Raw genomic sequence first — 6,441 nt, forward strand, 5'->3', positions numbered from 1 at the left:
ACAGGCCCCAGGCGAGGGAGCGGCCGGGCAGCCCGTCGGCACGGCGCCGGTGGGCCAGTGCGTCCAGGAAGGCGTTGGCGGCGGCGTAGTTGCCCTGGCCCATGCCACCGAAGACGCCGGCGATGGACGAGAACAGGACGAACTCGGACAGGTCCAGGCCGGCGGTGAGTTCGTGCAGGTTGATCGCCGCGTCCACCTTGGGGCGCAGGACGAGGTCCAGCTGCTCGGGCGTCATGGTGGCGACGACGCCGTCGGCCAGGACGCCCGCGGCGTGCACCACCCCGGTCAGCGGGTGGGCGGGGGGCAGGGCGGCGAGCAGGTCCGCGAGGGCGTCGCGGTCGGCGGCGTCGCAGGCGGCGATCTCGGCGTGCGCGCCCAGCGCGGCGAGCTCGGCGAGGAGTTCGGCCGCGCCGTCGGCGGCGGGGCCGCTGCGGCTGGTCAGCAGCAGGTGCCGGACGCCGTGTTCGGCGGCCAGGTGGCGGGCGACGTGGGCGCCGATGGCGCCGGTGCCGCCGGTGATCAGGACGGTTCCGTCGCCGCCCCAGCCGGGGGTGCGCTCGGCGGCGGCCAGCGGTACGCGGGCCAGCCGGGCGACGTGGACGGCGCCGGCCCGGATCGCGAGCTGGGGTTCCCCGGAGGCGAGGGCTTCGGCGAGTACGGCCGGCGGGGTGTCGTGGGCGTCCAGGTCCAGCAGGACGAAGCGGTCGGGGTTCTCGGTCTGCGCCGAGCGGACCAGGCCCCAGAGCGCGGCCAGGGCCGGGTCCGGGACGTCGTCGTCGGTCACCGGGACCGCGCCCGCGGTGACCAGGACCAGCTTGGAGCCGGTCAGGCGCTCGTCGGCCAGCCAGTCGCGCAGCAGGGCGAGGACCGTGCCGAGGCCGTCGTGGACCGCGTCGCGGAGGGGACCGGACGGGGCCGGGACGGGCGGGCGGGCGGCCAGGACCAGCCGGGGCGGCGGGGCGCCCGCGTCGAGCAGTGCGGACAGCGCGGCGAAGTCGGTGACCGCGCGGCCGGGGAGCGGCGCGGCGGCGGAGGGCAGGGGCGTCCCGGCGCCCAGCACGGTCCAGGACTCCGGGCCGAGGTCGGTGCCCGTCGCGGCGCGCTCCGGCAGGGCCTGCCACTCGGGGCGGAACAGTTCCTGGTGGTGTCCGGCGCGGGTGGCCTTGAAGCGGTCGGCCGAGACGGGTCGCAGGACGAGGGAGCGGGCCGAGACCACCGGCCGGCCGGCGGCGTCGGTCGCTTGTACGGCGACGGTGTCGCGGCCCGTGGGGGTCAGCCGCAGCCGGAGTTCGGTGGCGCCGGAGGCGTGCAGGCGCACCCCGTTCCAGGAGAACGGCAGCCAGCCCTGCGCGGGTCCCTCCAGTACGTCGAACACCAGCGCGTGCAGGGCGGCGTCGAGCAGGGCCGGGTGCAGGCCGAACGCGGCGGCGTCCGGCTGCCGCTCCTGCGGCAGGCTCGCGACGGCGTACACCTCGTCGCCGAGCCGCCAGGCCGCGCGCAGGCCCTGGAACGCCGGGCCGTAGGCGAATCCGCCGTCCGCGAAGCGGTCGTACAGGCCTTCCGTGTCGAGCGGGACGGCTCCGGACGGCGGCCAGGCCGCGGGGTCGACCGGGTCGACCGGGCCGGGGTCCGCGGCGGAGGTGAGCAGGCCGCTCGCGTGCCGGGTCCAGGGGGCGTCGGGACCGTCGTCGGCGGCCCGGGCGTGGACGCTCAGCGGGCGGGTGCCGGAGGCGTCCGGGCTTCCGACGGTGAGCTGGAGTGTGACGGCTCCGCCCGCCGGGAGCACCAGCGGCGCCTCCAGGGTCAGTTCCTCGACCTGGTCGCAGCCGACCTGGTCGCCCGCGCGGACCGCGAGTTCCAGGAACGCGGTGGCGGGGAACAGCACGCCCTCGTAGACGCCGTGGTCGGCCAGCCAGGGGTGGCTGCGGACCGAGAACCTGCTGGTGAACAGGAAGCCGTCGGAGTCCGCGAGTTCCGTTCCGGCGCCGAGCAGCGGGTGGTCGACCGTCAGCAGTCCGGCCGCGGGCAGGCCGGCCGTGGCCGGGCCGGCCGGCAGCCAGTAGCTGCCGCGCTGGAAGGCGTAGGTCGGCAGGTCGACGGAGGAGCGGGACGGGCCGCCGGAGTGGACGGCGTTCCAGTCCACGGGGACGCCCGTGACGTGCAGCCGGGCCAGGGCGGCCGTCGCCGCGGAGGCTTCGGGCCGGTCCTTGCGCAGCAGGGGCACCAGCACGGGGCCGCCGGTGGCGCCGGTCAGGCAGTCCTGGCCCATGGTGGTGAGCGCGCCGTCGGGTCCGAGTTCGAGGAACGCGGTGACGCCGTCGCGCTCCAGGTGCCGTACGCCGTCCTGGAAGCGGACGGTGCCGCGCACGTGCTCCACCCAGTAGTCCGGTGAGCCGAGCTGCTCGGCGGTGGCCGGCTCGCCCGTCAGGTCGGAGATGACGGGGATGGCGGCCTCCCCCGGGACGATCCGGGCCGCGGCCTCGCGGAACTCGGCGAGCATCGGCTCCATGAGGGGCGAGTGGAAGGCGTGGGAGACCCGCAGCCGTCGGGTCTTGCGGCCGCGCGCGGCGAGCACGGCGGCGATCTCGTCCACCACCGCCGCGTCGCCGGAGATCACGGTCGACGCCGGGCCGTTGACCGCGGCGAGGCCGGCGTCGCCCTCGCGGCCGGCGAGCAGCGGCAGCACCTCCTCCTCCCCGGCGGCGAGGGCGGCCATCGCGCCGCCCGCCGGGAGGGCCTGCATCAGCCGTCCCCGAGCGACCACCAGCCTCGCGGCGTCGGGCAGCGCGAACACCCCGGCGACGTGGGCGGCGGCCAGCTCTCCCACGGAGTGGCCGAGCAGCCGGTCGGGACGCACGCCCCAGTGCTCGACGAGGCGGAAGAGTGCGACGCCGAGGGCGAACAGGGCGGGCTGGGTGTATTCGGTCCGGTCCAGCAGGCCGTGGCCGGGGTCGCCGGGGGCCGCGTCGATCACCTCCCGCAGCGGGTGGTCGAGCAGCGGGTCGAGTTCCGCGCAGACCGCGTCGAAGGCGTCGGCGAACACCGGGAACCGCGCGTACAGTTCGGCGCCCATCCCGGTGCGCTGGCTGCCCTGGCCGGGGAACAGGAAGGCGGTCTTCACGGCCGCGCCGGCGACACCGCTCACCAGGTCCGCCGACGGCTCGCCGGCGGCGAGAGCGGTGAGCCCTTGGAGCAGGGTCCGCCGGTCCGTGCCGGTGAGGGCGGCCCGGTACTCGAAGGCGCTGCGGTTCAGCGCCAGGGAGCGGCCCAGGTCCGCGACGGCGAGGGCCGGGGCGTCCTCCACGTGCCGGAGCAGCCGGGCGGCCTGCTCCCGCAGCGCGTCCGCGCCACGGGCGGAGAGCAGCCAGGGCAGGGCGGGCGTGTCGGCGGTGGGCGCCGGGGCCGGCGCGGGGGCGGCGGGCGGGGCCGGTTCGGTGGGCTGTTCGAGGATGGTGTGGGCGTTGGTGCCGCTGACTCCGAACGACGACACCGCGGCCCGCCGGGGGCGGCCGCTCTCCGGCCACGCGGTGTCGTCGGTGAGCAGCCGGACCGCGCCGGCCGACCAGTCGACATGGGGTGTCGGCGCGTCGACGTGCAGGGTGCGCGGAAGCACCCCGTGCCGCATGGCCTGCACCATCTTGATGATGCCGGCGACTCCGGCGGCGGCCTGGCTGTGCCCGATGTTCGACTTCAGCGACCCCAGCCACAGCGGCTGCTCCGCGCCGCGTTCCCGGCCGTACGTGGCCAGGAGTGCCTGGGCCTCGATCGGGTCGCCCAGCCGGGTCCCGGTGCCGTGCGCCTCCACCGCGTCGACCTCGGAGGCGGTCAGTCCGGCGTCGGCGAGGGCCGCCCGGATCACCCGCTGCTGGGACGGTCCGTTGGGGGCGGTCAGGCCGTTGCTGGCGCCGTCCTGGTTGACGGCGGAGCCGCGTACGAGGGCGAGCACCGGGTGGCCGTTGCGCCGGGCGTCCGAGAGGCGCTCCAGGACGAGCAGTCCGGCGCCCTCGGCCCAGGAGGTGCCGTCGGCGGCGGCGGCGAACGGTTTGCAGCGGCCGTCCTCGGCGAGCACGCGTTGCCGGCTGAACTCCACGAACGCGCCCGGTGTCGACATCACGGTCACCCCGCCGGCGAGCGCCAGCGAGCATTCGCCGGCCCGCAGCGACCGGGCCGCGAGGTGGACCGCGACCAGCGACGAGGAGCAGGCCGTGTCGACGGTCACCGCGGGTCCTTCGAGGCCGAGGCTGTAGGAGATCCGCCCGGACGCCACGCTGCCCGCGCTGCCGATGCCGAGGTAGCCCTCGAACTCCTCGGAGGGTTCGGTGACGCGCGACCCGTAGTCGTGGTGGCTGCATCCGACGAAGACACCGCTCGCGCTGCCCTTGAGCGACAGCGGGTCGATGCCGGCCCGCTCGAACGCCTCCCAGGAGAGTTCGAGCAGCAGCCGCTGCTGCGGGTCGATGGTCAGCGCCTCACGCGGCGAGATCCCGAAGAAGGCCGGGTCGAAGCGGTCGGCGTCGTGGAGGAAGCCGCCCTCCCGCGCGTAGGTGCTGCCGACCCGGTCCGGGTCCGGGTCGTAGAGGCCGTCCAGGTCCCAGCCGCGTCCGGTGGGGAAGCCGGTGATCGCGTCCTGTCCGCCCGCGACGAACTCCCACAGCTCCTCGGGGGTGCTGACGCCGCCGGGGTAGCGGCAGCTCATGCCGACCACGGCGATCGCCTCGTCCTCGGACACCGCGGCGGCCACGGGCGGCTGCCCGGGGGCGTCGGTCGTCTCCGTGGCCGGCGCCCCCGGCAGTTCGGTGCGCAGGTGTCCGGCCAGGGCCGTGGCCGTGGGGTAGTCGAAGGCCAGGGTCACCGACAGGCGCAGGCCGGTGGCCGCGGCGATCCGGTTGCGCAGTTCGACGGCGATCAGCGAGTCGAAGCCGATGTCCTTGAACGCCTGGTCGGGTCCCACCGCCTCGGGCCCGGGGTGGCCGAGCACGGCGGCGACCTCGCCGCGGACCAGGTCCAGCAGGGCCCGGTCCCGCTCCGCCGGGGGCAGTGCGGTCAGCCGCAGGGCCGGCGGCTCGGCGCCGTCGGCCGTGCTGCGGGACCCGCCCGCGGCGGCGAGCACGTCCCGGACCTCGGGCAGGTCCCCGAGGGCGGCGCTGGGCCGGAGCGCGGTGAACGCCCGGGTGAAGCGGTCCCAGGCGAAGTCGGCGACCAGGACCGCCGTCTCGTCGTGGTCGAGGGCCTGGCGCAGCGCGATCGTGGCCGTGGCGGGATCCATGGCGGGCAGGCCGTCGCGGATCAGCCGTTCGGCGACCGCTCCGGAGGCGAGGCTGTCGCCGCCCCACAGGCCCCAGGCCACCGAGGTGCCGGGCAGTCCGAGGTCGCGGCGTTGCCGGGCCAGGGCGTCGAGGTAGGCGTTGGCGGCGGCGTAGCTGCCCTGGCCGGTGCCGCCGAGCGTGCCGGCGAGCGAGGAGAACAGCACGAAGGCGGTCAGGTCGAGGTCGCGGGTGAGCTCGTCGAGGTTGCGGGCGCCGTCGAGCTTGGGGCGCAGGACGCCGGCCGCGCGTTCGGGGGTGATCGAGGCGATCACCCCGTCGTCGAGGACGCCCGCGGTGTGCAGGACGGCGCGCAGCGGGCGCTCGGCCGGAATGCCGGCGAGCAGTTCGGCCAGTGCGTCGCGGTCCGCGACGTCGCAGGCCACCGCGGTGGCGTCGGCGCCGAGTCCGCGCAGTTCGGCCAGCAGGGCTTCGGCGCCCGGGGCCTGCGCGCCGCGCCGGCTGGTGAGCAGCAGGTGCGCGGTGCCGGTGCGGGCGAGCCAGCGGGCGATCTGGGCGCCGAGGCCGCCGGTGCCGCCGGTGATCAGGACGGTGCCCTCGGGTGTCCAGTCGCGTACGGGGGCGGTGTCACCGAGTCCGGCGTGGACGACCCTGCGGCCGTAGAGGCCGGTGGCGCGCACCGCCAGCTGGTCCTCGCCGTCCGGGTTCGTCAGTGCTTCGGCGAGCCGGGTCGCGGCCCGGCCGTCGAACCGGCGCGGCAGGTCGACCAGGCCGGCCCACCGCTGCGGGTACTCGACGCCGGCGACCCCGCCGAGGCCCCAGACCAGGGCCTGGAGCGTGCTGTCGATCCGGTCGGAGCGGCCGACCGACACCGCGCCCCGGGTGGCGCACCAGAGCGGGGCCTCGGTGCCGAGGTCGCCCAGGGCCTGGAGGAGTGCGACCGTCAGGGTGAGGCCGCGGGGAAGCGCCGATCCGTCGCCGTGCGGTTCTTCGGCCAGGGCGAGCAGTGACAGGATTCCGGCGGGCGGCCCGTCGGCGTGGTCGTGGGCGTCGCGGAGCAGTGCGGCGAACCGTGTCCGGTCGGTCGCGTCGGGGCCCGCCTCGACCAGGACGGGTGTGGCGCCGTGTCCGCGCAGGGAGTCCACGGCGAACGCGACGGCCGGGTCGTCGGCGGCGC

1 protein-coding gene is annotated in these 6,441 nt (G+C 76.7%); it reads right to left on the reverse strand.

The features are described 5' to 3' along the window. A partial coding sequence (locus tag ABD308_RS13630) for an SDR family NAD(P)-dependent oxidoreductase (protein WP_344333323.1) occupies positions 1 to 6,441 on the reverse strand: 6,441 nt, incomplete at both ends.

The organism is Kitasatospora putterlickiae (assembly GCF_039527695.1).
In the GTDB taxonomy this organism is placed as follows: domain Bacteria; phylum Actinomycetota; class Actinomycetes; order Streptomycetales; family Streptomycetaceae; genus Kitasatospora; species Kitasatospora putterlickiae.